The 26,534-nt window shown below is 72.8% G+C and carries 26 protein-coding genes; 19 read left to right on the forward strand and 7 right to left on the reverse strand.

Annotated features, from left to right (window positions below; all coding sequences use genetic code 11):
• Positions 1 to 194 precede the first annotated feature (194 nt).
• The 4 genes from ACGBYP_RS01120 to ACGBYP_RS01135 all read left to right on the forward strand — a co-directional run bounded on the left by ACGBYP_RS01120 (position 195) and on the right by ACGBYP_RS01135 (position 5,631).
• A complete protein-coding gene (locus ACGBYP_RS01120; protein WP_411581425.1) occupies positions 195 to 1,499 on the forward strand; it encodes a serine/threonine-protein kinase in 1,305 nt (434 codons plus the stop codon).
• A 755-nt stretch (positions 1,500 to 2,254) separates the two neighbouring features.
• Positions 2,255 to 2,527 carry a pilus assembly protein gene (locus ACGBYP_RS01125; RefSeq protein WP_411581426.1) on the forward strand — a complete coding sequence of 91 codons (273 nt, stop codon included), beginning with the start codon at positions 2,255 to 2,257 and terminating at the stop codon, positions 2,525 to 2,527.
• Positions 2,524 to 2,988, forward strand: a complete 465-nt coding sequence (locus ACGBYP_RS01130) for a hypothetical protein (protein ID WP_411581427.1) — start codon at positions 2,524 to 2,526, stop codon at positions 2,986 to 2,988. The genes ACGBYP_RS01125 and ACGBYP_RS01130 overlap by 4 nt, the downstream gene beginning before the upstream one ends.
• Before the next feature lie 813 nt (positions 2,989 to 3,801).
• Positions 3,802 to 5,631, forward strand: a complete 1,830-nt coding sequence (locus ACGBYP_RS01135; RefSeq protein WP_411581428.1) for a glycosyltransferase family 2 protein — start codon at positions 3,802 to 3,804, stop codon at positions 5,629 to 5,631.
• Here ACGBYP_RS01135 and ACGBYP_RS01140 read toward each other — a convergent pair.
• The 3 genes from ACGBYP_RS01140 to ACGBYP_RS01150 all read right to left on the reverse strand — a co-directional run bounded on the left by ACGBYP_RS01140 (position 5,528) and on the right by ACGBYP_RS01150 (position 8,003).
• On the reverse strand, positions 5,528 to 6,298 hold the full coding sequence (locus ACGBYP_RS01140) for a glycoside hydrolase family 16 protein (RefSeq protein ID WP_411581429.1): 771 nt from the start codon (positions 6,296 to 6,298) through the stop codon (positions 5,528 to 5,530). The two genes, ACGBYP_RS01135 and ACGBYP_RS01140, sit on opposite strands and share 104 nt — an antisense overlap.
• A gap of 168 nt (positions 6,299 to 6,466) precedes the next feature.
• Positions 6,467 to 6,796 carry a hypothetical protein gene (locus ACGBYP_RS01145; RefSeq protein ID WP_411581430.1) on the reverse strand — a complete coding sequence of 110 codons (330 nt, stop codon included), beginning with the start codon at positions 6,794 to 6,796 and terminating at the stop codon, positions 6,467 to 6,469.
• A 268-nt stretch (positions 6,797 to 7,064) separates the two neighbouring features.
• Positions 7,065 to 8,003, reverse strand: coding sequence for a sugar phosphate isomerase/epimerase family protein (locus ACGBYP_RS01150; protein WP_411581431.1), 939 nt, complete (start codon positions 8,001 to 8,003; stop codon positions 7,065 to 7,067).
• Between the two features lie 226 nt (positions 8,004 to 8,229).
• On the opposite strand from ACGBYP_RS01150, the gene ACGBYP_RS01155 reads away from it, so the two are divergent.
• Positions 8,230 to 9,639 carry a M1 family metallopeptidase gene (locus ACGBYP_RS01155; RefSeq protein ID WP_411581432.1) on the forward strand — a complete coding sequence of 470 codons (1,410 nt, stop codon included), beginning with the start codon at positions 8,230 to 8,232 and terminating at the stop codon, positions 9,637 to 9,639.
• Between the two features lie 73 nt (positions 9,640 to 9,712).
• On the opposite strand, the gene ACGBYP_RS01160 is transcribed toward ACGBYP_RS01155, so the two are convergent.
• Together ACGBYP_RS01160 and ACGBYP_RS01165 are read right to left on the reverse strand one after the other, a co-directional pair.
• Positions 9,713 to 9,934: a hypothetical protein gene (locus ACGBYP_RS01160; protein ID WP_411581433.1), complete on the reverse strand. Its 222-nt coding sequence runs from the start codon at positions 9,932 to 9,934 to the stop codon at positions 9,713 to 9,715.
• A gap of 157 nt (positions 9,935 to 10,091) precedes the next feature.
• Positions 10,092 to 10,322 (reverse strand): hypothetical protein, encoded by a 231-nt coding sequence (locus tag ACGBYP_RS01165; protein ID WP_411581434.1) that lies wholly within the window; start codon positions 10,320 to 10,322, stop codon positions 10,092 to 10,094.
• A 391-nt stretch (positions 10,323 to 10,713) separates the two neighbouring features.
• On the opposite strand from ACGBYP_RS01165, the gene ACGBYP_RS01170 reads away from it, so the two are divergent.
• Both ACGBYP_RS01170 and ACGBYP_RS01175 read left to right on the forward strand, forming a co-directional pair.
• On the forward strand, positions 10,714 to 12,492 hold the full coding sequence (locus ACGBYP_RS01170) for a putative bifunctional diguanylate cyclase/phosphodiesterase (RefSeq protein WP_411581435.1): 1,779 nt from the start codon (positions 10,714 to 10,716) through the stop codon (positions 12,490 to 12,492).
• Between the two features lie 46 nt (positions 12,493 to 12,538).
• Entirely contained in the window at positions 12,539 to 13,501 is a 963-nt protein-coding gene (locus tag ACGBYP_RS01175) for a hypothetical protein (RefSeq protein ID WP_411581436.1), read from the forward strand.
• Here the strand turns inward: ACGBYP_RS01175 and ACGBYP_RS01180 are convergent.
• The gene (locus ACGBYP_RS01180; RefSeq protein WP_411581437.1) at positions 13,492 to 14,493 is read right to left on the reverse strand and encodes an Lrp/AsnC family transcriptional regulator; all 1,002 of its coding nucleotides are present in this window, start codon (positions 14,491 to 14,493) and stop codon (positions 13,492 to 13,494) included. The two genes, ACGBYP_RS01175 and ACGBYP_RS01180, sit on opposite strands and share 10 nt — an antisense overlap.
• Before the next feature lie 143 nt (positions 14,494 to 14,636).
• Between ACGBYP_RS01180 and ACGBYP_RS01185 the strand changes: the two genes are divergently transcribed.
• Genes ACGBYP_RS01185 through ACGBYP_RS01210 form a run of 6 tightly spaced genes read left to right on the forward strand, consistent with a single transcriptional unit; the run spans position 14,637 to position 21,395 of the window.
• Entirely contained in the window at positions 14,637 to 15,953 is a 1,317-nt protein-coding gene (locus ACGBYP_RS01185) for an MFS transporter (protein ID WP_411581438.1), read from the forward strand.
• Entirely contained in the window at positions 15,950 to 17,047 is a 1,098-nt protein-coding gene (locus ACGBYP_RS01190) for a dipeptidase (protein ID WP_411581439.1), read from the forward strand. The genes ACGBYP_RS01185 and ACGBYP_RS01190 overlap by 4 nt, the downstream gene beginning before the upstream one ends.
• Positions 17,044 to 18,276: an amidohydrolase gene (locus ACGBYP_RS01195; protein ID WP_411581440.1), complete on the forward strand. Its 1,233-nt coding sequence runs from the start codon at positions 17,044 to 17,046 to the stop codon at positions 18,274 to 18,276. The genes ACGBYP_RS01190 and ACGBYP_RS01195 overlap by 4 nt, the downstream gene beginning before the upstream one ends.
• Positions 18,273 to 19,571, forward strand: coding sequence for an amidohydrolase (locus tag ACGBYP_RS01200; protein WP_411581441.1), 1,299 nt, complete (start codon positions 18,273 to 18,275; stop codon positions 19,569 to 19,571). Before ACGBYP_RS01195 ends, ACGBYP_RS01200 begins: the two co-directional genes overlap by 4 nt.
• The gene (locus ACGBYP_RS01205) at positions 19,568 to 20,587 is read left to right on the forward strand and encodes a ketopantoate reductase family protein (protein WP_411581442.1); all 1,020 of its coding nucleotides are present in this window, start codon (positions 19,568 to 19,570) and stop codon (positions 20,585 to 20,587) included. The genes ACGBYP_RS01200 and ACGBYP_RS01205 overlap by 4 nt, the downstream gene beginning before the upstream one ends.
• Before the next feature lie 25 nt (positions 20,588 to 20,612).
• Positions 20,613 to 21,395, forward strand: coding sequence for an SDR family NAD(P)-dependent oxidoreductase (locus ACGBYP_RS01210; RefSeq protein ID WP_411581443.1), 783 nt, complete (start codon positions 20,613 to 20,615; stop codon positions 21,393 to 21,395).
• Positions 21,396 to 21,411: 16 nt separating this feature from the next.
• Here the strand turns inward: ACGBYP_RS01210 and ACGBYP_RS01215 are convergent, their stop codons facing one another.
• Positions 21,412 to 21,726 carry a DUF6343 family protein gene (locus tag ACGBYP_RS01215; protein WP_411581444.1) on the reverse strand — a complete coding sequence of 105 codons (315 nt, stop codon included), beginning with the start codon at positions 21,724 to 21,726 and terminating at the stop codon, positions 21,412 to 21,414.
• Positions 21,727 to 21,772: 46 nt separating this feature from the next.
• Here ACGBYP_RS01215 and prfB point away from each other — a divergent pair, with 46 nt between their 5' ends.
• The 6 genes from prfB (at position 21,773) to ACGBYP_RS01245 (ending at position 26,502) form a co-directional block, all read left to right on the forward strand.
• On the forward strand, positions 21,773 to 22,888 hold the full coding sequence (gene prfB, locus ACGBYP_RS01220; RefSeq protein WP_411581445.1) for a peptide chain release factor 2: 1,116 nt from the start codon (positions 21,773 to 21,775) through the stop codon (positions 22,886 to 22,888).
• 91 nt (positions 22,889 to 22,979) lie between these two features.
• The gene (ftsE, locus tag ACGBYP_RS01225) at positions 22,980 to 23,669 is read left to right on the forward strand and encodes a cell division ATP-binding protein FtsE (RefSeq protein ID WP_411581446.1); all 690 of its coding nucleotides are present in this window, start codon (positions 22,980 to 22,982) and stop codon (positions 23,667 to 23,669) included.
• 36 nt (positions 23,670 to 23,705) lie between these two features.
• Positions 23,706 to 24,590 (forward strand): permease-like cell division protein FtsX, encoded by an 885-nt coding sequence (ftsX, locus tag ACGBYP_RS01230; protein ID WP_411581447.1) that lies wholly within the window; start codon positions 23,706 to 23,708, stop codon positions 24,588 to 24,590.
• 116 nt (positions 24,591 to 24,706) lie between these two features.
• A complete protein-coding gene (gene smpB, locus ACGBYP_RS01235) occupies positions 24,707 to 25,183 on the forward strand; it encodes an SsrA-binding protein SmpB (protein ID WP_411581448.1) in 477 nt (158 codons plus the stop codon).
• A gap of 4 nt (positions 25,184 to 25,187) precedes the next feature.
• Positions 25,188 to 26,111, forward strand: a complete 924-nt coding sequence (locus ACGBYP_RS01240) for an NADP-dependent oxidoreductase (protein ID WP_411581449.1) — start codon at positions 25,188 to 25,190, stop codon at positions 26,109 to 26,111.
• Between the two features lie 13 nt (positions 26,112 to 26,124).
• Positions 26,125 to 26,502, forward strand: a complete 378-nt coding sequence (locus tag ACGBYP_RS01245) for a VOC family protein (protein WP_411581450.1) — start codon at positions 26,125 to 26,127, stop codon at positions 26,500 to 26,502.
• The last annotated feature ends 32 nt before the right edge of the window (positions 26,503 to 26,534 follow it).

Here is a 26,534-nt window from a genome sequence, read left to right on the forward strand (position 1 = left end):
GCAATTGCTAACGGTGGCGCACTTTATATCCGAGCCGGACGGCATCTTGGGATGGCGACCTACCTTAGGTTGAACTCCACGCCCCCGGGTGTTTATTCAACTCTCGCCAAGTCCTCCTTGCGTGGGTCCGGTTGGTAAGTTTGCCGCTGACGTCTTAGCCGCTTCAGTGCCCGAATCGACCTGAGGAATGCGTGATGTCCGGACCGGCCACTAACCGATACCAAATCTTGTCTGAGATCGGGCGAGGGGGATTCGCAGTCGTATCTTTGGCTCAACCTTTGGTGGGTGGCGGACAGGTTGCCTTAAAGCGGCCGCTGCCCGTCTTTCTGGCTGAAGAGCGAATGCGGCGTGAGATCGACGTGCAGCGGGAGTTTGCTGGTCCACACGTCATGCCGGTTCTCGACGCGGATATCGACGAGCCGTGGTTCGCCATGCCGGTGGCCGAAGGTAACCTGTTCCACCTCTGGCGCGGAGGACACCTAGGCAACGATCCTGAAACCCTTGCAGTGGAGGTCGTAGCAGCGCTGGCGGACGGTCTTCGAGACGCTCATGAAGATGGACTTGTTCACCGTGACGTGACGCCCGCGAACGTCTTGGCCTTGGTTGACCCCGCTATGCCCTCGGGTCGGCGGTGGGTAGTTGCGGACTTTGGCCTCGTGCGGCGACCGATCGGCGAGACGACGCAGCACCTCACATCGACTGGCACTGGCCTCGGTACTCCTGGCTATGCCGCGCCCGAGACCTGGGATGACGCTCACCAGGTCGATCGTCGTGCTGACGTCTACAGCGCCGGTCGGCTGCTTGCCTGGCTCCTCACGGACAGGCGCCCCCTTCCTTTCGTGCCGCTCCTTCCCAGTGGTCGACTACGCGGCCTGATCGCGAGCGCCACAGACAACGATGCGGCCGCTCGCCCCGCGACTCTTGACGCCCTAGGTCAGCGACTTGAGCGGTTGATTGCGGCCCCGGCAGCGTCGCCGCGAGCCACGTTGAGGGACTTGCTCGGCCAGCATCGAGTCGACCTAGAGCAGGTCCGAGAAGTTGTGCGGGGCAACCTGACGAACGAGCGGCTGCTACTCGACGACTTGGCTCCCATGGAGCGCGGCCTGGTCGCTCGATGGACCGCTGACGCTCCCAGCGAGGCGGCTCGCGTGGCAGTCACGATGTGTCGCACGCTGCGGGACGCGGACTGGGGGAATCGAAACTTCGACTACGCGAACGTTCCACTTGGCTGGGCGTTCGCAGTCCTTCGCGAGCTCATCGATCAGGACGAGTTGGATGACGCTGAGGATGTTGGAGCAGCCTTCTTCGAGGCGGAACAGCAGTGGGACAGGTGGCCGCAACTCAACGCCACCGTCGATTGGCTTCGTCGGCTCGACGACACGGCTGGCGCTGTAATCGCCCGTGCAATTATCCGGGCGGGTGGGGAGCGCTATTACCAGGGGGCCATGGAGCATCGTTCGATGCGAAGCACCGCACTAAGCGCGCTCCTGGAGGATTGACCAGCATCGTTCAGTGACCGGCAGTGCATCGCCGACATGGAAGTGTGACGCCAGCAGCCACCCCCGCAGCGATTAGCCAGACGTACATGCTTCGGGTCACAGGGCGGTGCGGGTGCGCGGTCGGAAGACCCAGGCGAGTGCCAAGGCGTTCCAAGTACCGACTGGCCAGGGCCTTTCTGAAGTGGCTCGCCACCCACGAGCCTGGTGACCTCGTCGCGGACGAGCGGGCAGGGATCGAGGCCCTGTTCGCTGCCGCAAGCAAGGCGCTTGAATAGCCTCAAGCAGCAGTCGAGCCTCTGTCCGGACCGAACCGAGATCGACGCATGAATGTGGACCCGCCTGCGATGGGTAGGCGCTGACCTCACCGAGGCAACGTCTGGGCGTGAGAACTGGACGTCGAGCACTCGGGCCCTCACCAGACCTCGAAGCCGGCTTGGCGGGGGCTGGGGGCGCGACCGAGACGGTCTGTATCCAGCGGCCCAGCGGGGGTTCGGCCATCTTCTTTCAGCGCTCATCGTGCCTGGCTGTCCAGCATTCGGAGTACGACGGCGGGAAGCTGGGTCCACTCTGCTTCCTCGTTGAGGAACAGTCAGGTCGGTGCAGTGCTGGAGTCGACGCCCGCTGGTAGCCCATACCGTGTCTGACACCAGGCGACGGCAGGCAAAATGTGTGGCGGTCTGGGGAACCGGTCCCTGTCGGGGGACGATCGAGCGCTGGCCCTGACACCAGACTGGACGCTGTAAAAGCGCAACGTCGTGGTCGCCAGCGCCCAGGAAGGCGCCCGCTACGGCGCCAACGCCGACGTGCCGGCCTCCGCGGGCGCCGACCGGACGCTGCAGGTCGTCGGCCGGGCGACGTCGCCGGCGACCGCGGCCGGGCTGGCCTGCGAGTCGGAGCTGGAGGTCGACCCGACCGGGTTGTCGCTGGTGGTCGTGCGCTGCAGCGGTCAGGTGCCCAGCCTCTTCGCCGCGCTCGGTGACCTGCTGCCGTTGTCGGCGACCGGGCGGGCCGTGGAGGAGGCGCCGTGAGGTGGCTGCGCGCGCGGCTCGGGCCGGACGCCGAGCAGGGGTCGGCCATCGTCGAGTTCGTGTTCATCGCGCTGGTCGTGTTCCTGCCGCTGGTCTACGTGGTGGCCGGCTTCTCGTCGGTGCAGCGCGTGGTGTTCGCGGCCAACGCGGCGGCGCGGGAGGCCGGGCGCGCGCTGGCCACCGCACCGGACCTGGCGACCGGTCAGGCGCGGGCCGAGGCGGCGGTGCGGGTGGCGGTGGAGGACCAGTCGGTGGAGGCCGCCGACGTCGTCCTGGCGTACGCCCCGGTGGGGCAGGGGTGCGCGGAGGCGGGCGGCTACACGCCGTCGCTGGCGCCGGGGGAGGAGTTCTCGGTGTGCGTGACGGTGACCGTGCGGGTGCCGCTGCTGCCGGAGTTCGTCGACGCCAACACCGCCACCGGCCAGTTCGTCGTCGAGCGCGACCGGTACGTCGACGGCTGAGCTCGCCCCAGTCGGGGTTGCCTGGCCGGGGAGGGCCCGGTGACTGCGCGGCGGTGGTGTCGTACGTGCCCCGGTGACGTCCTCGACCTGCTCGAGACGTGGGTGAGCTCGTCCGTCGCCGCGCGCTGGACCTGACACCGACCGGGAGTCGTCCGGCAAGCCGTCGACGCAGTGGGGGTCGCGGCGGCGCACCCCCGCGACCGCAGCCGACGGACACCGCCATGCCAGACCATTCAGGAGACGACCTCGGCGACCCGGCGCAGGGCGACGAGAAAAGGGCGGTCGGCGCCCCCAGTGCGGCCCGTGGAGTCGGCGATGCCGCTGACCGGTTTCCTCGAGTGCGTTCTTGCCGCACGTGCCGAACTCCTCACAGCAGTGGATCGGCGTCGACGGATGAGCCCTGTCGAGAGGTCGGCCGACCGACGCATTGCTCACAACCAATCACGCACAGTGAGGTGGTCGTCAGCATGATGGAGGTAGTGGTGCCGATCGGCCAGGCCCTTCGTTGCGCCAATGGGGTGACCTACGCGTTCGAGTCATCACGCTTCGTGGCGGCTCGCTGATCGCTCCACCGGTCAAACCTGATCGCGTCGACTTTTCTCTGCCATTTCCCGGACGTCCCCGTCAGCCTCCTCCGGGCGGCTCTCGCTGCCGCGTGGCTCAACGGGGAGCCATTCCAGTGCGGATCTCCCTCTCGTCGGGCACCGATGTCCGAACGGAGAGCGGCCCGCATTCTCGGCTCTCCAGATCACGGGGTACACGCATGGGTCCGGCACGGGGAAATGTCGCGCGACACGTCAGCAGTGGCCAGGCATGAGCGCCAGAGAGCGCGCCGTCTGGATCGTGTCCGTCGCCTTCGGGGCCGGGTCGTTGGCGCTCTTCACCCACTTCTGGTTCTCCGAGGCACGGCTCCCTGCCGAGGAGACCGGGCGGGTGTCCTGGATCGGGTTGGGCACGTTCGCCCTGCTGACGGTGGTCGTCTGGCACCGGATCCTCATGGACGGCCTCAACCACGTGCTGAGCCGCCGGCTGCCCCGGTACCGGGCTCCGCAGCCTCCTGCCCCGGGCCTGAAGGTCGCCTTCATCACGACCTTCGTGCCCAGCAGTGAGCCGCTGTCGATGCTGCGCGAGACGCTGGTCGCGATCCTGGCCGTGGACTACGCGCACGACACCTGGGTCCTGGACGAGGGAGACGACCCCGCCGCCCGGGCCCTGTGCGACGAGCTCGGCGTCAAGCACTTCTCCCGCAAGGGCATCGCGACCTACAACCAGCCGCACGGCCGGTTCGCGGCCCGGACCAAGGGGGGCAACCACAACGCGTGGTACGACGCCCACGGCAGCGAGTACGAGTTCGTCGCCCAGATCGACACCGACTTCATCCCCACCCGGGACTTCCTCGCCGCCACCCTGGGCTACTTCGCCGATGAGCGGACCGCCTGGGTCATCACCCCGCAGATCTACGGCAACACCGCCGCGTCCGTCGTCGCCCGAGGCGCCGCCCAGCAGCAGTTCACGTTCTACGGACCGATCCTGCGTGCCATGGACGCCCGCGGGATGGCCATGATGCTGGGCGCCAACCACGTCGTCCGGGTCGCGGCCCTGGAGTCGGTCGGCTTCTACGAGGGCCACATCACCGAGGACCTGGCCACCGGCATCAAGCTGCACGCCGCGGGCTGGCGCAGCCACTACGTGCCTCGGGCGCTCGCCGTCGGCGAGGGGCCCACGACGTGGCTGGCCTACTTCAACCAGCAGGCCCGGTGGGCCTACGGCTGCTTCGCACTGCTGTTCCAGGTCACCCCACGGAGTCTGCGCGGACTGGGCTGGCGCCGAGGCGCCTTCTACGTCTGGCTGCAGATGAACTACTTCAGTGGTCTGGCCTTCGCGCTGGGCACCGTGCTCATCGCCCTCTACTTCTTCACCGGCCTCACGCCGGCCACCCTTCCGCTGGCCCCGCTGATCGCGGCCTACCTGCCGTACCTGGCCTGGCGGCAGGTCCACCACCTGTGGATGCAGCGGTTCCATGTCCGCCCCGGCGAGGAGAGCGGCCTGCTGCTGCCCGGCCGCCTGGTGGGCACCATCGTCCAGCCCATCTACGCCCTGGCGCTGGTGTACGTGCTGGTGGGGAAGCGGCTGGTGTTCAAGGTCACCCCCAAGGGCGGCGGCGACGAGGCCGCCCTCACGCCCATGGCCGTCTTCCGCACACACCTGGCGGTCGCAGTCGTCATGGCGGCGAGCCTGGTCTCCGGTGCCGCGCTGGGGTACACAGGCTGGCCGATGGTCTTCTGGGGCACCGCGACGATCATCGCCATGCTCGCCATCCCGGCCGCGGACCTGCCGCAGCGGGCCGTGTTGCTCGTCGCCGACGCCCGCAGGGCACTGGCCGCCGTGCCGCGACCGGGCGCCCGTGCCCTCCCTGCTGCCGCGGTCATGCCGTCCCCGCTGGAGGCCGCTGGGCTCTCGGCTCTGGCCCCGGGCCCGGCGCGTGGGGGAGCGCGTGGACGTCACCGCGACTCGGTCGGTCGGCTGACCGACCGGCGGGTCATGCTGGGGCGTACACGCGCACCCAGTCCACGAGCATCGGTGCTCGCCGGGGAGTCGTCGCATCGGGCGGGCCCGGAAGTCGCCCCCCTACTGCCACGTTGAGCAGCAGGTACTGCGGTGCGGTGAACGGCCACGTGCCGCCCTCGGGGACGTCGGCCGGGGTGAGCGTTCCGGTGGTGCGGTCGTCGATGCCGAAGGTGATGCCCTCGGCGGTCCACTCCGCGCTGTAGGTGTGGAAGCCCGCGGAGAGCGGGCGGTCCACCGGCGTGCTCGTCGTCTCGTACCAGTGGCCGCCGTCCCCCCGAGGGCCGTGCAGCGTCTGCAGGGCGGTCCTCGCGTCCCCGATCGACTCGATGACGTCGATCTCCCCGGACCGCGGCCACCCGACGTCCTGGATGTTCCGCCCGAGCGTCCAGGCTGCCGGCCAGATGCCTGCGCCGGAGGGCACGTGCGCGCGCACCTCCACCCGGCCGAACTGGAAGGTGCGCTTGCCGAAGGTCGTGATGCGCGCCGAGGTCCACCGGGTCTGCGCGCCCTCGCCCTGAGCGCGGGCGGTGATGACGAGGTTGCCCGCACCGTCCAGTCCCACGTTCGCCGGCTCGCTGGTGTAGGTCTGCAGTTCCTCGTTGCCCCAGCCGCCACCGCCGGTCTCCGGGCTCCAGGACGCTGCGTCCGGGAAGGAGCCGGCGGGACCGTCGAAGTCGTCCTCCCACACCAGGGCCCGTCCCGAGTCCTCAGGGGTGACGCCGCACCCGGCCGAGGCGCTCAACGCCAGAGCCGAGATGAGGGCCGAACAGACCAGGGAGCGGGCAGCCACACCCGCGAGCGTCCCACGACCGGCTCGCTCACCGGACGTCTCCGCCTGCGACGCCCGGACGGATCGCCGGGCGGACCGCCGCGGGTGCCGACCCGGCGGCTGCGGATCGGCAGGGAGCAGTCAGGCGCGCAAGGCGTCAGTGGGGACCGACCACGACGCCGCGGCCTCCTGCACCGCCAGCGCTGTCAGCCACGGTGTGACGACGGCGTCCAGGTCGACGCCGGTGACGGTGGCGAGATCGTCGATGAGCGCGCCGACCAGCCCGCGGGCAGCCTGGAACACCACGGCGGCGTCCAGCTTCCCGATCCCCTCCACCTGGATGCGGCCGCCGCGGCACGGCCGCACCGTCGGCTCCGCACCCCAGCCGCGGTCGGCCGCAGCGCTGGAGAGGAGCGAGATGGCAGCCTGCAGCTGGACGGCGGGCAGTTCGCCGGCACCGGTCGATCCCATGGTGACCCTCACTCCGTCGGTCGTCCCCGCAGCGGCCCGGTCGACCCGCTCCCGTCCCTATCGGCAGGTCGTCGGCCCGTCGACGGGAGTGGCCGCCGATGACCCGCGGGGGTGATGGAGTCCACGAGTCGTGCGGCGCACGATCGGTGGGAGGCGACGGGCGGCGGACGATCCCGCCACCGGCCAGTTCGTCGAGCGCGACCGGTACGTGGACGGCTGAGGGGCGGCCCCGGATGTCCCCCGGGGCCGCCCCTGCTGTCCGACTGCGTCAGAAGGTGACGCAGCGGAGGTAGGCCAGGCCCTCCCGTGCGGCCTGGAACGGGTCGAAGGTCGGGTCGCCGAAGCGCGGGTCGTGCTCGACGACGTAGTACTTGATGCCCGTGCCGGCGGCGAAGATCGAGGGGAAGTCGATGTCGCCGCGGCCGACGATCTCGATCCGCCGGTCCAGGTCCTCGTTGAGGTCCTTGACGTGGAACAGCTGGATCCGCTTGCCGTACTGCTCGACCACGTCGGCCGGGTCCAGGCCGGCGAAGGAGACCCAGTAGACGTCGAGCTGGGAGACCAGGTTCTTCGGCGACGTGTTCTGCATCAGGATGTCGAAGGCGGTCTGCCCGTCGAAGGTGGTCGTGAACTCGAAGTCGTGGTTGTGCACGAACAGCGTCTGGCCGGCCTGGCGCGCCTGCGCACCGACGGCGTCCAGGTACTGCGCGTAGGCGACCCAGTCGGCCTCGGTCTCCAGCTGACCGACCCAGGGGGCGCCGGCCGAGCTGCCCGAGCCGAAGTACTTGATGCCCAGGGTGCGGTTGTCGGCCAGGATCTGGTCGATGTCGGCGGGGGTCACCTGCGAGCCGACGTCCACGTGCCGAGCCGAGGCCTTGAGGCCGTACCGGTCGAGCAGGTCGGCGTACTGCTGGGCGGTCCAGCCGCTGAGCGTGTACGGCTCGACGTTGCGGTAGCCCGTCTCGGCCAGCCGGCGCAGCACCTCCTCGTGCCGGGCCTGCTCACCGGCGCCGCCGCCGATGTAGCCGGCGAACGTGTAGAGCTGGATCGAGGTCTTGCTCAGCGGGACCCCACGGCCGGCGCACTCGGCGCCACCGGAGCCCTTCGCCTGTGGTGGAGCGGCGCTCGCCGGGCCGGCGAGGCCGATGAACAGCAGAGCGGACAGGACGGCGACGAGCACGGCCCGCAGGCTGGCAGTCGACTTCATGGATCCCCCTCGGTCGTCACATGGGCGCGCAGCATCGCCGCAGGTCGGTCGCCCGCTGCGTCACGGTGCGACCTCGTGCGTTGACCCTGTGCTGTGCGTCACACCGTAGCGACACTTACGACCAACGCAAAGCAGAAGTTGAGCAGGCCTGGGCGGAAGGCGCGGTGCACAGGGCAGACCGGTGATCGTCATGCGGATGTCACAGGGAGTGCCTAGCGTCCGCCGCATGAAGCGCTCCCTGGTCGCCACGACCGTCGTCCTCGCCGGGATCCTGCCGGTCGTCGCGGCCACGCCCGCGTTCGCCGCCCCCGCCTACGCCCCGGGCAGCACCTCGGGCGGTGACCCCTACTTCCCGGCGTCGGGCAACGGCGGCTACGACGTCCAGAACTACCGGCTGGACCTGGCGTACGACCCGGCCACCGGGCGGCTCGACGGCACCGCCGCGCTGGTCCTGCAGGCCACCTCCGACCTCAGCAGCCTCAGCCTCGACCTGCGCGGGCTCACCGTCAGCAAGGTCGTCGTCGACGGGCGCACCGTGCCGTTCAGCCAGGAGCCCGGCGTCGACGGCCGCGGCGGCGAGCTCGTCGTCCCGGTGAAGGCGATCAGGCACACGACGCACCAGGTCGCGGTCACCTACGGCGGCGTCCCCGGGCGGCCCACCGACGTCAGCGGCGAGCTGTACGGCTGGGTGAGCACCCCCGACGGCGCGATCGTGGTCAACGAGCCCGAGGGCGCCGGCACCTGGTTCCCGGTCAACGACGTCCCCAGCGACAAGGCCACCTACGACTTCGTCATCACCGTGCCCGCCGGCAAGACCGCCGTCGCCAACGGCGACCCCGTGGGCAGGCCGACCACCGCCAACGGCAGGACCACCTGGCGCTGGCACAACCGCGAGCCCATGGCCAGCTACCTCGCCACCGCCTCGATCGGCGACTACGAGCTGACCACCCAGCTCGGCGTGCACGGCCAGCCGATCTACGACTTCATCGACCGCGACATCACCGGCCGGGCGCGGACGACGACCACGGCGGCGCTGGCGAAGGAGCCGGCGATGCTGGCGTTCCTGGAGACCGTCTACGGGCCCTACCCGTTCACGTCGTTCGGCTCGATCGTCGACGACGACAGCGTCGGCTACGCCCTCGAGACGCAGACCAAGCCGGTCTACTCGCGCCAGGCCAGCGAGTCGACGGTGCTGCACGAGCTCGCCCACCAGTGGGTCGGCAACTCCGTCACCCCCGAGCAGTGGGACGACATCTGGCTCAACGAGGGCTTCGCCGTCTACAGCGAGTGGCTGTGGAACGAGCACAACGGCCGGGCCACCCTGCAGCAGCAGTTCGACGACGTCCTGGCCGTCCCGGCGGACGACGAGTTCTGGACCGTCCTGCCCGCCGATCCGGGGGCCGCCGACCTGTTCGCCGGTGCCACCTACGACCGCGGCGCGGCCACCCTGTTCGCGCTGCGCACGCAGATCGGGGAGAAGGCGTTCGCGACCCTGCTGCGCCGGTGGACCACCGAGCACCGCTTCGGCACGGTGACCACCGCCGACTTCGTCGCGCTCGCCGAGCAGGTCAGCGGCAAGCAGCTCGACGGCTTCTTCGCCACCTGGCTCTACACACCGGCGAAGCCGGCCGTCTGACCGCCACCGGCCGTCGGTCCCGCCCGTCGGGACCGGCGGCCGACCGGGGGAGCACGGGACCGGGCACGCCGGCTCAGTGCGGGTAGCCGTCCCCGCCGGCCAGCGCGGTCAGCGCGACGAGGGCCACGAACACCAGGACGCTGCTGGCGAGCGCGATGCTCCACAGCAGCCAGCTGCGGTCCTCCAGCAGCCGCCGGCCGCGCGGCTGCGCGGGCGGGGTGGTCCGTGAGGCGGTGGCCCCGGTCCCGGTCGACCGGCCGGCGACGGCGGGACGCTGTTCGGTCTGCACGCTCATGGCGACTCCTCCACCCCGTCGGCCGCGACGGCCGACGACCTCGGCGCCGGGACCGGCGCCACCTCCGACGCTAGGGACGGCGGCGGGGCCGCACAGCGGGTCCGAGATCCCTCGTCGCGGGACCGAGGACCTGCTGGTCAGGGGGCGGAGGACCCGGTCACTGCACGGTGTCGCGGTTCTGCACGTGCTCGCTGAGCTGGGGCGCCCCGTCGGCCGGGCACGGACCCGCGGTGGCCGAGCTGGTGCGGGCCCAGCAGAGCCGGCACAGGTGGACGGGGTCCTGCGGCAGCAGCGGGTGCCCGCCCAGCGGCCGCACCTCCACCCACCCGACGGCGGCCGGGGCGTCGGCCACCTCCGCGCACTGGTCGCAGCGGTACTGCACGTTCATCGGTCTGCCCTCCCGAGCCGAGGAACGTCGTCGGTCCTCGTCGCCAGCGTCCTCCGGGACCGGCGCCGGTGCAGCCTCAGGCCAGCGGCAGCAGCTCGGCCAGCTCGGCGTCGAACCACGCGGCGTCCAGGTCCTCGACCTCCCGCAGCTCCAGCTCGGCCAGCAGGGCGTGGGCGCTCTCGATGTCCATGCCCCGAGCCTGCGGGCCCGTCCTGGAGCCGCGCTCCAGAGATCCGCACGATCTCCGCAAGAACCGTGGGCCTCGTGGCCTCTCACCCTTTACGGTTCCTCTTAGCACGCGGAGGTGCAGCAGTGGCCGGCGATGCCGATGAGTCCTGGACGCGGACGAGCCGGCCCGGCCGCCCGAGGACTTCCAGCAGAGGGGGTGCACGTGCCACGAGGGACCGATCGGCTGCCGCTGCCCCACGACCTCGGCCAGGGCCAGGAGGTCGACCGCGCGCACGCGGACCTGGTGGCCGGCGTCCTGGACGCGCTGCCGTCACCGACCGTGCTCATCGACGCCGACGGCACGATGCTGCTGGTCAACTCCGCCTGGCGGGCCGCCGGCGATCTGCTGGCCGACGGGCGCCTGCGGGTCGGGGTCGGGGGCAACTACTTCGAGGTCATCCGCAGCCTCGCCGACGACGAGGTCAACCGCGCCCGCATCGACGAGCTGCGCGACCTGGCCGCCGGCACGCGCTCGCTGGTCGCGGTCGACTACGCGCTGACCACGGTCGCCGGGGTGCGCTGGTACCACCTGCAGGCCTCCCGGGCCGACCAGTCCGGCCGGGTCGTCGTCACCCACACCGACATCACCTCCCGGGTCGCCGCCGAGCAGGCCTCGGACCGGCGGGCCCGGCACGACCACCTCACCGACCTGCCCAACCGCGCCCACCTGCACGAGCTGATCGACGCCGAGCTGCGCCGTCCCGGCCGCGGACCGGTGAGCGTGCTGTTCCTGGACGCCGACGGCTTCAAGGACGTCAACGACACCCTCGGCCACGAGGTCGGCGACCACCTGCTGCGCGAGCTGGCCGCCCGGCTGAGCGGCAGCACCCGCACCCTGGACACCGTCGGGCGGCTGGGCGGCGACGAGTTCGTCGTGCTGTGCCGCGACTGCGACATCGAGGGCGCGCTCGCGCTGGCCGAGCGGTTCCAGCGCACCTTCGACCAGCCCTTCGACCTCGGGGAGCGCTCGACCCGGCTGACCGTGAGCATCGGCGTGGCCGGTGCACCCGCCGTCGCCGAGGGCCTGCGCTCCACCGACCTCGTCCGGGACGCCGACCTGGCCATGTACGCGGCCAAGGCCGCCGGCCGCAACCGGGTGCGCGTCTTCACCCCCGACCTGCGCTCGGCCGTCGAGCAGCGGGTGCTGGTCGCCGCCGAGCTGCGCGAGGCCATCGACGCCGGCCAGCTCGTGCTGCACTACCAGCCCGTGCTGCACCTGCCCACCGGCGAGGTGACCGGCATGGAGGCGCTGGTCCGCTGGCAGCACCCCACCCGCGGGCTGCTCGCCCCCTGCGACTTCGTCCCGCTGGCCGAGCAGTACGGCATCGTCGTCCCGCTGACCCGGTGGGTGCTGGCCGAGGCCACCCGGCAGGCCGTCGCGTGGGAGTACGACGGGCTGCCGCTGATCACCGGGGTCAACATCAGCGCCGCCCACTTCGCCACCGGCACGCTCGTCGCCGACGTCCTCGACGCCCTGGAGGAGTCCGGGCTGGCGCCGGAGCGGCTGCTGCTCGAGCTGACCGAGACCAGCGTCGCGGAGGACCCGCTGCGGGCCGCCGCCCAGTTCGCGCAGCTGCGGATCGCCGGGGTCGAGGTCTCCATCGACGACTTCGGCAGCGGCTTCTCCTCCCTCAGCCAGCTGGTCTCCATCCCGGCCGGGGTGCTCAAGATGGACCGCAGCCTCATCGCCAGCACCGCCGGCCGGCGCAGCGAGTCCGCCGCGGCGATCGCCGCCGTCGTCGGGCTGGCCTCGGCGTGCGGCATGCGCAGCCTGGCCGAGGGCGTCGAGACCGCCGACCAGCTGGCCCTGGTCACCGAGCTCGGCTGCGTCTACGCGCAGGGCTACTTCATCGCCCGGCCGATGACCGCCGACGCGGTGCCCGGCTGGCTCACCGCCCACCGCGCGGAGCTGGCCCGGGCAGGTCAGCACCAGCTCGCCTGACCGGCCGGCTTGCCCGCGGGCGGCGTCCGGACGAGGGTGGACCGCCGTGCACCCGACCCTCCCGTCCCGCGTCGCCGCCGTCCCGGTCGCCGTGCTGCTGCTGACCGCCGGGTGCGGCGGGGCCGCGGACGGCGATCCGCAGGCCGCCGCGCCCACGTCCGCCCCGACGTCAGCCGCGCCGACGCCCACGCCGACCCCCACCCCGACGCCGACCCAGGTCGAGCTGCCCGGGGGCGGCACCGAGGTCTTCCCCGGCAACCGGCTGGTCGGCTTCTCCGGCGCCCCGGGCTCGCCGGCGCTCGGTCCGATGACCGGCGACCTCGCCGCGGCCACCGGCGAGCTGCGGGAGCAGGCCGCGCCCTACGGCGCCGACCGGCGGGTGCTGCCGACCCTCGAGCTCATCGCCACCACCGCGCACCCGGAGCCCGGGCCGAACGGCACCTACGCCACCGCCGCCGACGACGCGACCGTGCAGGCGTACCTGGACGCCGCCCGCGCGGCCGGCGGGGTGCTGCTGCTGGGCATCCAGCCCGGCACCGGCGACTTCCTGCCCGCCGTCCAGTACTACGAGGAGTGGCTGACCCAGCCCGACGTCGGCCTGGCGCTGGACCCGGAGTGGGCCGTCGACCCCGGTGAGGTGCCCGGCGACGTCTTCGGCTCCACCACCGGCGCCGAGCTCGACGGCGTCTCGGCCTACCTCGACGGGCTGGTGGCAGCGAACCGGCTGCCGCAGAAGGTGATGCTCTACCACCAGCTGCACGCCGACATCGTCACCGGCCAGGAGGCCCTGGTCGACCGGCCCGGGGTCGCGGTGGTCAAGAGCGTCGACGGCATCGGCGCGGCCGCCGACAAGGTCGGCACCTACCAGCGGGTGATGGCCGGGACGCCACCGTTCGTGCACGCCGGCTTCAAGCTCTTCTACGAGGAGGACGTCCGGTCAGGCCCGCTGATGACCCCGGCCGAGGTCCTCGCGCTCACGCCCCAGCCGGAGTACGTGCTCTACGAGTAGCCCTCGGACGACGCCCTCAGCCCGGCCCGCTCCAGGACCCGCAGCACCACCGAGACCTCCACGTCGCGGACGCCGGGGATCGCGCCGAGGGTGTCGGTGAGGAAGAGGTGCAGGTCCGCGTAGCGCGGCAGGGCCACCTCCGCGCAGAGGTTCGTCGTCCCCGCGGCGGAGCACAGCAGGACCACCTCGCGACGGGCGGCCAGCTCACGGGCGACCGGGTCGACCCGCGCGGGGTGCACCCGGAACCACAGGTAGGCCGACACGCTCAGGCCGAGGTCCTCGGGGCGGACCAGGGTGCGCAGCCGCAGCGCGCCGGAGGCCAGCATGGCCTCGGTGCGCCGGCGGGCCGAGGTCTCGGTCAGCCCGCACCGCGCGGCCAGCTCCCGCCAGCCGGCCCGCCCGTCGCGGCCCAGGCTGGCTGCCAGCGCGCGGTCGACGGCGTCCGGTGCCCGGGCGGACTCGGTGGGCTGGGCGCGGTCCCAGCGGTCGGGCCGCTGGGCGTGCAGCCGGTCCACCGTCGCCGGGTCGAGCACGCCCGGGTCCCAGGTGGCACCGGTCGCGTAGCGGCGCATGATCACCTCGGACCGGCAGCCGGTCACCCCGGGCACCCGGGGCAGCTTCTCCTGGCTGAGCGCGAGGAGCTCCTCCTTGTCGCCGACCACCACCTCGATCAGTACGTCCGTGGTGCCCGACAGGAGCGCCACGAAGCGCACCTCCGGCCAGCGGGCGAGCTCCTCGGCGACGGCCAGCGCGGTGCCGGTGGCGCAGCGGAGGCCGATGAAGACCGGCGTCCCGGAGTCCACCGCGAGGACGTCGAGGCTGGCGATGGGGCGCACCCGACCCGAGGCGAGCAGGCGGGAAGCCCGCCGGGAGACCGTCGCCTCGGAGACGCCGGTGGCGCGGGCGACCTCGGCCCACGGGGCGCGCGGCGAGGCGACGAGAGCAGCGGCGATCAGCCGGTCGACCTCGCCCAGCATGGCGGTTCCCTTCATCGAGGCGGTCGGATCGATCAGATCATTGCAATACGACCACCTGAGCTTCGAGAACCGGCCACCGGGCGGCAGCGTCCGCGGGACCGCGCCGCCCGTGCGCCCGTCCGGTCCAGCCGCGACGACCACCGTGAACAGGAGCTCCGATGGCCAACGTCACGCGCACCAGCTCTCCGGGGCAGGGGACGCCACCCCGCCGCCGCTCGACCGCCCGCGCCCTCGTCGGCGGCACGATCGGCAACTTCGTCGAGTGGTTCGACTGGTCGGTCTACGGCTTCTTCGCCGTCTACTTCGCCGACCAGTTCTTCCCCGGCGGCAACGCCGTGCTCTCCACGCTGCTGGTCTTCGCGATCAGCTTCTTCATGCGCCCGGTGGGCGCCGCGGTGCTGGGCACCTACGCCGACCGGCACGGCCGCAAGCACGGGATGACGCTCACCATCCTGCTGATGGCCGGCGGCAGCCTGGTGATCGGCATCGCGCCGACCTACGACCAGGTGGGCTGGCTCGCCCCGGCCGTGCTCGTCCTCGGCCGGTTGCTGCAGGGCTTTTCCACCGGCGGGGAGTTCGGCACCTCGGCGTCCTTCCTCGTGGAGTGGGCCAAGCCGGGCCGGAAGGCGTTCGCCGGGTCGTTCCAGCAGGTCTCGGTCGTCCTCGGCATCCTGCTGGCGTCGCTGAGCGCCACCGTGCTGACCCGGGTGCTCGACGACGCCCAGCTCGAGAGCTGGGGTTGGCGCATCCCGTTCCTGATCGGCTCGGTCATCGGGTTGGTCGGCCTCTACATCCGCCGGCAGATCGACGAGCCGGACGCGTTCCGCTCCCTCGACCGCGCCACCCAGGCCGCCAGCTCACCGCTGGGGGACATGGCCAGGGGCCACCGCCGGGGCGCCGCGCTCGTGTTCGGCATCTCCATCGCCGGCTCGGTGATCACCTACATGTGGCTGACGTACCTGCCGACGTACGCGACCCTCACCGCGGGCGCCGACCGGGCCGATGGACAGCTGGCCAACACGATCGCCCTCGCGGTGTTCGCCGTGCTGATCCCGCTGGCCGCGCTGCTGTCCGACAGGTTCGGCCGACGCCCCACGATGCTGGTCTACGCCGCGCTGTTCGTGGTCCTGCCGTTCCCCCTGATGCAGCTGCTCGGCTCGTCGTTCACCAGCATCCTGGTGGTCTCCGTGATCGGTGTGGCGGTGCTGTCGCTGAACCACGCGAACCTGGCCACGGTCTTCGCCGAGCTCTTCCCGCCGCAGGTGCGCACCATCGGCATCGCCGTCCCGTACGCGGTCTCCAATGCCGTCTTCGGCGGGACCGCGCCCAGCGTCATGCAGTTCTTCGGCGACCGCGACGTGCTGTGGGTCGTCCCGCTCTACGTGTCGATCTGCGCCCTGGTCACCGGGTTCACCATCTGGAAGATGCCGGAGACCCGGGACGTCGACACCTCCGCCACCGGGCGGACCGCGTGACGGCGGCGCCGCGAGGGCTGGCCACCGACGTCGGTCGCGTCCCGTCGGCCGGCCCGGAACTGGACGACGCCGGACGACGCCGGGTCGCGGAGCTGCTGGCCGGGCCGGTGGTGTCGTTGCACGACCACCCGATCCGGCTGCCCGACCCGCTGACCACCGACAGCTGGCGCGAGCACAGCACCGGCAACCGGGACACCCTCGGGGTCGAGGGGCTGCGCCGCTCGGGGCTGGACGTGGTGTTCGCCAGTGCGCTCGCCGACCCCTCCGTCGACCGGTTGCTGGAGTGGTCGGCCCGGCTGGCCCCGCGCACCGCCGAGGGGGTGGCGGTGGTCGACGGCTGGGCCGCGGCGCAGTCCTTCCCGGGCACCGCGGTGCTGCTCGCCCTGGAGGACCTGGACTGCGTGGGCCGGGACCTCGGCGTGATCGACCGGCTGGCCGAGGCCGGCTTCCGCTCGGCCGGGCTGGCCTACAACGGCGGGAACCCCCTCGGTGGCGGTCTGGGCCAGGCCGTCGACCCCGGGTTGTCCGCGCTGGGCCGGGACGCCGTCCGGCTGCTCGAGGAGCGACGGGTCGTGGTCGACCTGGCGCACGCCGGGGACCGCACGACGATCGCCGCCGCGGCCGTGGCCACCCGGCCGGTGGTGGTGTCCCACGCGGGCGCCCGCGCGCTGTGGCCCAGTCCGCGGATGAAGCCCGACGACGTGCTCCGGGCGGTCGCCGACACCGGCGGGCTCATCGGGGTGGAGGCCGCACCCGGTTCGACCCGGGTCGCCGGCCGGCCCGGGCACGACCTGGACGCGGTGATGGCGCACGTCGAGCACGTCGCCGGGCTGGTCGGCGTGGCGCACGTCGCGCTCGGCCCGGACACCTTCTTCGGCGACCACGCCGGGCTCTACGCCGCCGCCGGCTGGCGCCCCGCCCCGGTGCCCGGCCACGAGGACCTGCCGCTGCCCGCCACCGTCACCGGCATGGAGAACCCCGGCGAGGCCCCCGCGCAGGCCGCCGCCTGGCTCGTCGCCGCCGGCTGGTCCGACGCCGACGCCACCGCCGTCCTGGGGGGCAACGCCCTCCGCGTCCTGGAGGAGCTGCTGTGACCCTGACCGGAGCGACCGGCACCGCCCCGGCCGCCAGCGACCAGGCCGGTGCGCTGCACCGGCGGATCGCCGACGCCGTGGCCGACCTGGCCCCCCGGCTGCTGGCGGTGAGCCGCGAACTGCACGCCCACCCCGAACTGGCGCTGGTCGAGCACCGGGCCGCGGCGCTGCTGGCCGACGTCCTCGACGCGGAGGGCTTCACCGTCGACCGCGGCGTGGGCGGGGTGCCGACCGCCTTCCGGGGCGACGTGGGCGACCCGGCCGGCGGCCCGACCGTCGCGCTGCTGTGCGAGTACGACGCGCTGCCGGGCATCGGGCACGGCTGCGGCCACAACCTGATCGCCGCCGGGGGGCTCGGCGCCGCGCTGGCCCTGCACCGCGTGCTGCCGGAGCTGCCCGGCCGGCTCACCTGCCTGGGCACCCCGGGGGAGGAGGGCGCCGGCGGCAAGGTGCTGCTGCTGGACGCCGGCGTCTTCGACGACGTGGACGCCGCGCTGATGTTCCATCCCGGCGACCGCACCCTCGCCGTACGGCACGCCACCGCCTGCCAGCCGCTGGTCGTCGAGTTCACCGGCCGGGCTGCGCATGCCGCTGCCAGCGCACCCGAGGGCCGCAGCGCGCTCGCCGCGATGATCCAGTTCTTCGTCGGCACCGACGCGCTGCGGCAGTTCGTGCCCGAGACCTGCCGGCTGCACGGGATCATCAGCCACGGCGGCGAGGCGGCCAACGTCGTGCCGGCCTACACGCGCGCGGAGTTCATGGTCCGTGGCCTGCTCGGCGAGGTCGTCGACGACGTGACCGCTCGGGTCGAGGCGGTCGCGCAGGCGGCGGCCGCGGCGACCGGCACCTCGGTGACCGTCACCCGCGGTCCGCGGTACGCCGAGCGGAAGAACAACAAGGTGATGGCCGGCCGGCTCGCCGGGCACCTGGAACGCGGCGGGGTGCCGGTCGAGGAGGCGGTGCTGCGCGGCGGCACCGGCTCCTCCGACATCGGCAACGTCAGCCTGCGGCTGCCGACCATCCACCCCTACCTGCAGGTCATGGACGCCGGCACGCCCACGCACTCCGAGGCGATGGCCGAGGCCGTGGTCACCCCGCGGGCGGAGCAGGCCATGTTGCGGATGGCGACGGCGCTGGCGTGCACCGCCGCAGACCTGTTCACCGAGCCCGGGCTGCTGGACAGCGCCCGGGAGGAGTTCGCCACCACCGGCCCGGACGTGCCCCGGTGAGCCCGGCGCCGCCCTGGCCCACGGACGTCACCGACCCGGTCGCTGTGCGCCGTGACCTGCACGCCCACCCCGAGGTCGGGTTCACCGAGGTGCGCACCGCGGCCCGGGTGCTGGACGCGCTGGAGCGGCTCGGCGTGCCGGTGCGCACCGGCGCCGCGGTGGCCGACGTCGCCGGCCTGGCCGGGCTGCCGCCGGCCGCCGAGCTCACCGCGGCCGCCGACCGGGCCGTGGCGCAGGGGGTGCCGGCCGAGCTGGTGGCGCGGTTCGCCGGTGGGGCCACCGCGCTGGTGGCCACCCTCGCCGGCGACCGGCCGGGGCCCGCTGTCGGGCTGCGGGTGGACATGGACGCCCTGCCGGTGGCCGAGACCGACGCCTCCGACCACCCCCCGCGCTCAGGCGGGTACGCCTCGCGCACGGCCGGTGTCATGCACGCCTGCGGGCACGACGGGCACGTGGCGATCGGGCTGGCCCTGGCCGCCCGGCTCGCCGACCGCGACTTCCCGGGCACCGTGCGGCTGCTGTTCCAGCCTGCGGAGGAGGGCGTGCGCGGGGCGGCGCCGATGGTGGCGGCCGGCGGGGTCGAGGGCCTGGACGCGCTGCTGGCCGTGCACCTGGGCTTCGGTCTGGACACCGGCGCGCTGGCCCTGCGCACCACGGACATGGTCAGCACCACCAAGCGCCGGGTGACCTTCACGGGGGCGGCCGCGCACGCGGCCCACGCCCCCGAGCGCGGCCGGCACGCGCTGCTCGCTGCTGCGGCCACCGCCCTGGCGCTGCACACCCTGCCCGCCGCCCAGCCGGCGGGCACCCGGGTCAACGTCGGCCGGCTGTGCGGCGGCACGGCGACCAACGTCGTCCCGGCGACCGCGGAGCTGGCCTACGAGACCCGGGCCGCCGACCCGGCCGCGCAGACCGAGCTGGACCGGCGGGCCGACGAGGTCGTGGCGGGCAGCGCGGTCGCCTACGGGGTGGACACCGCCACCGCGGTCACCGGGCGGGCCGTCTCAGCCGACACCGACGACCGGGTCGCCGAGGCCGTCGGGGGCGCCGCCGCCGGGCTGCCCGCCTTCACCGACGTCCGGGCGCGCGCGTCCCTGCGCGCGAGCGACGACGCGTCCCTGATGATGCAGGCGGTCCAGGCCGCCGGCGGGGTCGCCGGCTACCTGCTGGTCGGCTCCACCGGCCGCGGTGCCCACCACGCCCCTGACTTCGACCTGGACGAGGCGGCGCTGTCGCCGGCGGTGGACCTGCTCGAGGCCGTGCTGCGCGCGGGCCGGCTGGACGCGGCCCGGTGAGCGGCGACGGCTGGACGGTGGTCGGCGCCGGCGCGGTCGGGGGCAGCCTCGCCACCGGGCTGGCGCTGGCCGGCGTCCCGGTCCGCCTGGTCGACACGGACGCCGAGCACGTCGCCGCCGTCCGCGCCGGGGGGCTGCGGATCCGGCGGCCCGACGGCACCGAGCTGCGCGCCGACGTCCCGGCCGACCAGCCGACCGACGGCCCCCGGGAGCTCGGCCGGGTCCTGCTGGCCGTCAAGGCCCAGGCCACCGGGGCGGCCATGGGCTGGGTGGCTCCCCGGCTGGCCGCCGACGGCTTCGTCGTCAGCGCCCAGAACGGCCTGTGCGAGCAGCAGGTCGCCGCCGCCGTCGGCGCGGACCGCACCGTGGCCTGCTTCGTCAACCTGTTCGCCGACCTCGTCGAGCCCGGCGTGGTCGCCGACGGTGGCGGCGGCACCGTCGTCGTGGGGGAGTGGACCGGCCCGCCCCGGGAGCGCACCCGGCGGGCCGTCGCCGAGCTGTCCGCCCGCAGGCCGGTGCAGCTCAGCGAGAACGTCCCCGGCTTCTTGTGGTCCAAGCTCGCCTACACCGCGGCCGCGGCGGCCGGGTCGACGACGGACGAGCCGATCGGCGCCGCGCTCGGAGGCTCGGCGGACGTGGTCCTCGCCCTGGTGCACGAGGTGTACCGGGTCGCGTCGGCCGAGGGGGTGCGCCCGGAGGCCTTCGACGAGTGGGACGCCGACGGCCTGCTCCCCGACGCCGGTGCGGCCAGGAACTCCGCTGCGCTGACCCGGATGTGCGACTGGCTGGTCGCCCAGCCCAAGGACCGCACCGGCATCTGGCGGGACCTCGTCGTGCGCCGGCGTCCCACCGAGGTCCCCGCGCTGCTGGCCCCGGTCCGGGCGGCGGCCCGGCGGCACCGGCTGCCCTGCCCGGGACTGGACGAGCTGCTCGCCGTCTACGCGCGGCTGGAGTCCGGCGACCAGCGGACCGGCCCGACCCATCTGTCCCGCCTCGCCGCGGCCGTCGCCGCGTGAACCCCGTCCCGACCGGAGGAGCCCGATGTCCCGTCACGTGATCGTCACCGGCGCCGCAGGCGGCCTCGGCCGCGCCATCACCAGCGCCTTCAGCTCGCTCGGTGACCGGGTGACCGCCGTCGACGCCCGAGCCGATGCGCTCGAGCCGCTGGCCGGTGACCCGCTGGTGCGCGTCGTCGTGGCCGACCTCGCCGCACCGACCGTCGGCGCCGTCGTCGACGAGGCGTGGGCGACGGGCGGACCCGTCGACGTGCTGGTCAACGCCGCCGGCATCTGGCCCGCAGCGCCGCTGCTGGACCTCGACGCCGCCGGCTGGGACCACGTGCTGGCGGTCAACACCCGGGCGCCGCTGCTGCTCACCGTCGCCCTGGGCCGGCAGGCCCGATCCGCCGGGCGGGGAGCCTCGGTGGTCAACGTGTCCAGCGGTGCGGCGATCCGGGCCCGGCCCGGCGCGACGGCCTACTCCTCGTCCAAGGCGGCGTTGGAGGCGGTGACCCGCGGCTGCGCGGTGGAGCTCGCCGCCGCCGGCGTCCGGGTCAACGCGGTCGCGCCCGGCTTCATCGCCGGCAGCAGCCAGGACGTCAACCCGATCACGCCGGAGTACCGGGCGGCGGCCTCACGCAACCCCATGGGCGGGGCTGGCGAGCCCGTGGACGTCGCCGCGGCCGTCGTCTTCCTGGCGGGCCCGGCCTCGGCCTTCACCACCGGTGCGGTGCTGCGCGTGGACGGCGGCTCGTCGGCCGGCACCGCGGACCTGCCGGTGCACTGGTCGGGTGCCTCGGACCTCCAGCAGCCGGCAGCCGGCTGAGCGGGGTGCGCGACGGTCAGCCCGGCTCGCCGCGCAGCTTGCGGCGGGCCACGACGACCAGGTCGACCAGCGCGACCGCCGCGAGCACGAACAGCACCACCGCGAACGCCGGCGAGACGTCGGAGCCCAGCGCCAGCACGCCCAGCACCGTGCACAGGACCAGCCCGAACGCGGCCAGCACCAGCCGCAGGGTCAGCGCGCTGCGGGCGTTGGCGGCGCCGCCCTCCTGGAGGGTGCGCGCGGAGTCGGGGATGCCCCGCGGGAAGTCCTCGCGCTCGTACTCGGTGAGGTCGTCGGGGGTGGAGCGGTCGTCCGGCGGTGGCGTGCTCATGTCGCGTGGCGGTACCCCTTGGCGGGGCGCACTACCCTGAACTGCTGTGGCTGCTGACTTCTCCGTCGTCCTGGACGAACTCGACACGACCCTGAAGTCCATCGAGGCCGTGATGCGGGTCGACGACCTGCGTCGCGAGGTCCGCGACCTCGAGGAGAAGGCCGCCGCGCCCGACCTCTGGGACAACGTCGAGGCCGCCCAGGCGCTCACCTCCCGGCTGTCCTACCTGCAGGGCGACTTGCGCCGGGTCGAGGAGCTGCGCAGCCGCATCGACGACGTCGGCCTCATGCACGAGATGGCCGCCGACGAGGGCGACGAGGCCACCCTCGCCGAGACCGAGCGCGAGCTGACCAGCATCCGCGCGGTGCTCGACGAGCTGGAGGTGCGCACCCTGCTGTCGGGGGAGTACGACTCCCGCGAGGCGCTGGTGACCATCCGCTCCGAGGCCGGTGGCGTCGACGCCGCCGACTTCGCCGAGATGCTCATGCGCATGTACCTGCGCTGGGCCGAGCGGCACAAGTACCCGACCGAGGTCTACGACGTCTCCTACGCCGAGGAGGCCGGGATCAAGTCGGCGACCTTCGCGGTCAAGCAGCCCTACGCCTACGGCACCCTCTCGGTCGAGCAGGGCACCCACCGCCTGGTGCGCATCTCGCCCTTCGACAACCAGGGCCGCCGGCAGACCTCCTTCGCCGGCGTCGAGGTGCTGCCCGTCGTCGAGCAGACCGACCACGTCGACATCCCCGAGAACGAGATCCGGGTCGACGTCTTCCGCTCCTCCGGCCCCGGTGGGCAGAGCGTCAACACCACCGACTCCGCCGTCCGGATGACCCACATCCCGACCGGCATCGTCGTCTCCTGCCAGAACGAGAAGTCCCAGATCCAGAACCGGGCCGCCGCGCTGCGGGTGCTGCAGGCCCGCCTGCTCGTCGTCCGCCAGGCCGAGCAGCGGGCGGAGATGGACGCGCTCAAGGGCGAGGGCAGCAGCTGGGGCAACCAGATGCGCTCCTACGTGCTGCACCCGTACCAGATGGTCAAGGACCTGCGGACCGAGGTCGAGAGCGGCAACCCCTCCAACGTCCTGGACGGCGACCTCGACTCCTTCATCGAGGCCGGCATCCGGTGGCGGCGCCAGCAGGAGCACGAGTCCGACGACCTGTGAGGCGTCCCGGCGCGCGCCGGTCCCACACAGATCCGGGGCGCGCCGGGCGAACCGGTCATGATGCGGTCCGGGGCAGGTACCGTCGTCCCTCGTGATCGAATTGCAACACGTCACCAAGATCTATCCGACCAGCCCCCGGCCGGCCCTGGATGACGTCTCGATGCAGATCGACAAGGGGGAGTTCGTCTTCCTCATCGGCTCCTCGGGCTCGGGCAAGTCGACCTTCCTCCGGATGCTGCTGAAGGAGGAGAGCCCCACCAAGGGCGTCATCAAGGTCAACGACAAGAACCTGAACACGATGAGCAAGTGGCAGGTGCCCAAGCTCCGCCGCACCATGGGCTGCGTCTTCCAGGACTTCCGGCTGCTGCGCAACAAGACGGTGGCCGAGAACGTCGCCTTCGCCCTCGAGGTGATCAACAAGCCCTCGCGCACGATCAAGCGCGTGGTCCCCGAGGTGCTGGAGATGGTCGGCCTCGACGGCAAGGAGAACCGCCTCCCCGGCGAGCTCTCCGGTGGCGAGCAGCAGCGGGTCGCGATCGCCCGCGCGTTCGTCAACCGGCCGCTGGTGCTGCTGGCCGACGAGCCCACCGGCAACCTCGACCCCGAGACCAGCCAGGACATCATGCTGCTGCTGGAGCGGATCAACCGCACCGGCACGACCGTGGTGATGGCCACGCACGACTACCACATCGTCGACTCGATGCGGCGCCGTGTGATCGAGCTGAACGACGGGATCCTCAGCCGCGACCAGAGCCGCGGCGTCTACGGCCTGGGCCGTTGAGATGACCCGCCTGCTGAACCACACGACAGGGAACTGATGCGCGTCAACTTCGTCCTCTCCGAGGTGGCCGCCGGGCTGCGCCGGAACCTGACCATGACCGTGGCGATGATCCTGACCACCGGGATCTCGCTCGGCCTCATGGGCACGGGTCTGCTGATCGCCAACATGATCGGCGACATGCGGGAGATCTACTACGACAAGATCCAGGTCTCGATCTACCTCGCCGACGGCATCACCGACCCGCAGCGGGACTCGATCGCGGCCCAGCTGGAGTCCTCGCCGGAGGTCAAGGACTACGTCTACGAGTCCAAGGCCGACGCCTACCAGCGGTTCACCCAGCAGTTCCAGGAGCAGCCCGCGCTGATCGCCAACACCCCGGAGGACGCGCTCCCGGAGAGCTTCCGGGTGGAGCTGGTCAACCCGCAGCGCTACCCGGTGATCGCCGAGCAGTTCCCGAACGGGCAGAACGGCGTGGACGAGGTGCGCGACGAGGGCGACTTCCTCGACCGCCTCTTCAGCCTGCTCAACGGCGCGCGCAACGGCACCATCGCGGTGGCCCTCGTGCAAGCCCTGGCCGCGTTGCTGCTGATCTCCAACACGATCCAGCTCGCGGCCTTCAACAGACGCAACGAGACGAACATCATGAGACTGGTCGGCGCCTCACGCTGGTACACCCAGCTGCCGTTCATCCTCGAGGCCGCGCTCGCCGGGCTCATCGGTGCGCTGCTGGCCATCGGCGGGCTCGTGCTGACCAAGGTGCTGTTCGTGGACAAGACCCTGGCCGGGCCGATCAAGGCGGGCATCATCCCGCCGGTCGACTGGTCGGCGATCATCGCGATCTCGCCGATCATCGCCGCCGCGGGTGTCGGGCTGGCCGCCGTGGCCGCCTACGTCACCCTGCGCCTGTACGTCCGCCTGTAGTCCGCCCCGCCGACGGCCCCGCGACCACCCCGGTCGCGGGGCCGTCGCCGTCCGCGGGCCGGTCCACCAGCGAGAACCCGGTCGGCGGGGTGGCGGGGGCTCACTAGACTGGGGCGATGCCGCGGGAACAGGGGCGCAAGTTCATCGCCCAGAACAAGAAGGCGCGGCACGACTACTCGATCCTCGACACCTACGAGGTGGGCCTGGTGCTCACCGGCACCGAGGTCAAGAGCCTCCGGATGGGTCGTGCCTCGCTGGTCGACGGCTTCGCCATGGTCGAGGACGGCGAGGTGTGGCTGCACCACGTGCACATCCCGGAGTACACCGAGGGCACCTGGACCAACCACACCCCGCGCCGCAAGCGGAAGGTGCTCATGCACCGTGCGGAGATCGAGAAGCTGATCGGCAAGACCAAGGAGGGCGGGCTCACGCTCGTCCCGCTCGACCTGTACTTCAAGGACGGCCGGGCCAAGGCCACGCTCGCGCTGGCCAAGGGCAAGAAGAGCTACGACAAGCGTCAGGACCTGGCCGAGCGCGACTCCCGCCGGGAGATGGAACGCGCCTTCGGCCGCTACGTGAAGGGACGGCGCTGACCTCATGCGCGGCATCGCCTACGACCAGTTCGGCGACGAGTCCGTGCTCCGGCTCCGCGACGACCTGCCCGAGCCGCTCGTCGGCCCGGACACGGTGCTCGTGCGGGTGCACGCCGTCGGGGTCAACCCGGTCGACATCGGCATCCGCGAGGGCCACCTGGCCGGGCTCTTCCCGCACCACTTCCCGATCGTGCCGGGCTGGGACGTCTCCGGCACCGTCGAGCGCGTCGGCCCCGCGGTGGTCGACTTCGCCCCCGGCGACGAGGTGTTCGGCTACGTCCGCCGCGACGACGTCCAGTACGGGACGACGGCCGAGTTCGTGGCCGCCCCGCAGCGCTGCCTGGCCCGCAAGCCCGAGTCGCTGAACTTCACCGAGGCCGCGGCGGTGCCGCTGGCCGGGCTGACCGCCTACCAGGCCCTGACCGAGGCGCTCGACGTCGGCGAGGGCGACCGGGTGCTCGTCCACCGGGCCGCCGGCGGCGTCGGCTTCTTCGCCGTGCAGATCGCCGCCGCGCTGGGCGCGCACGTCATCGGCACCGCCAGCCCGCGCAACCACGGCTTCGTCACCAACGCCGGCGCGGCCGAGGTGCTCGACCACAACGCCGGCCCGATCTCCGCGCAGCTCACCGAGAAGGTCGACGCCGTGCTCGACCTGGTCGGCGGCCCGGCGCTCGGCGACGCCCCCGACCAGGTAGTCGACCCGACCCGGATCGCCAGCATCGTCGACCCGGTGGTGCGCGACCTGGGCGGCCGGTACGTGTTCGTCCGGCCGGAGTGGCACGACCTCGAGGAGCTGGGCCGGATGTCCGACGCCGGTCAGCTGCGGGTGGCGATCGCGAAGGCCTTCCCGCTCGAGCAGACCGCGGCCGCCCACAGCCTGGTCGCCGAGGGGCACGTGCGCGGCAAGGTCGTCGTCACGCTCGTCTGACCCGGAGGTCACCATGCCGCGCGCCGTCCTGACCGCCGCCGTCCTCGGGACGCCGGACCCGCCGGGGCTGGCGCGGTTCTACCAGCGGCTGCTGGGCTGGCCGCTCCGCGACGACACCGCCGAGTGGGCCACGCTGCGCCCCGCCGACGGGGGCACAGGGCTGTCGTTCCAGCGGGAGGCCGACCACGTGCCGCCGGTGTGGCCGCCGGCGCCGGGCACCCAGCAGGTGCAGCAGCACCTCGACCTGGAGGTCGACGACCTCGACGCGGCCTGCGCGCTGGCCGAGGAGGCCGGGGCCCGGCTCCTGGGCGGGCACGAGGAGGACGGTGAGGTGGTGCGGGTCTACGCCGACCCGGCCGGCCACCCCTTCTGCCTGTTCGTCCGCGTCTGAACTCGCTGGCCCTGCGCGGCCCGGTTGCCTAA

Source organism: Modestobacter sp. SSW1-42 (assembly GCF_046635825.1).
Taxonomy (GTDB): Bacteria; Actinomycetota; Actinomycetes; order Mycobacteriales; family Geodermatophilaceae; genus Modestobacter.